The sequence below is a fragment of the candidate division KSB1 bacterium genome (assembly GCA_022562085.1).
Classification (GTDB): domain Bacteria; phylum Zhuqueibacterota; class Zhuqueibacteria; order Oceanimicrobiales; family Oceanimicrobiaceae; genus Oceanimicrobium.
Map to the genome: position 1 here is coordinate 8,266 of JADFPY010000170.1, position 868 is coordinate 9,133.

General features: G+C 36.6%; 1 protein-coding gene and 1 pseudogene (1 of these 2 cut by a window edge). Both read left to right on the top strand.

The features are described from left to right. Positions 1 to 335: pseudogene (locus IH879_13930) on the top strand (PIN domain-containing protein) (it extends 82 nt beyond the left edge of the window). Positions 336 to 442: 107 nt separating this feature from the next. Then, positions 443 to 745, top strand: a complete 303-nt coding sequence (locus IH879_13935; GenBank protein ID MCH7676035.1) for a hypothetical protein — start codon at positions 443 to 445, stop codon at positions 743 to 745. The last annotated feature ends 123 nt before the right edge of the window (positions 746 to 868 follow it).

Here is an 868-nt window from a genome sequence, read left to right on the forward strand (position 1 = left end):
AATTGGAAAACCTCATATCAAACCACGAAGATCTATGTACTTGCGGACTCATCATGACCGAGGTCCTACAAGGAATTTCTAACGATGCCGAATATCGTAAAACATTGAGCGTCCTCTCAGAACTTTTATATTTGCCTATGGAACAATCAATGTTTATTGATGCCTCAAGAATATATAGGGACTTGAGAAAAAAAGGCATTACAATTAGAAAAACCATTGATTGTATGATTGCCTCTCTATGTCTGGAGCATGGAGTTCAATTATTGCACAACGATAGAGATTTCACCTTCATTGCAGATTTATTTCCTTTACAAGTGCATGAAGTACAATCCTAAAAAAAATCGAATAAAGTTCTCAACCTGGGATAGACATTTCATTTGCCTGGATGTAGACATCTGAATTGGGTGGAATGTGTGGTGAAAAATAAGTTCCGCTATATGAAATGATAACAATCTACAAAATTCTAGAAATATACGGAATTGATCCATGCAAGGTAAAGCTGGTTCGACATGGGAATAAAGAAATTCCAATTCGAGAGACGTTTATAAACGATCTTCAAAGGCTTGAAGCTTATCAGAGTTTTCAGCGACCAAATAAATTTGGGAAAGCCAAGGCTATTGCTGTATTTGCTCCTTATTACAAAACAACCGCCCTATACCTAGGGTTGTGGGATATAGGGATACACAGAAAATTCAAAGTTCACAAAAGAAACGTTATTGTTGCTGAGAAAGCACAAATTACCTGAGAGCTGGTTTGAAGATCATGGAATGTATGACTTAAAGATTAACATTTCTCACTTCAGTTTGAGGCTAAATCTCGGGTATTTTGCTTAAATACTGATATTGGATTTAGTCGCGGACCCGTAAGT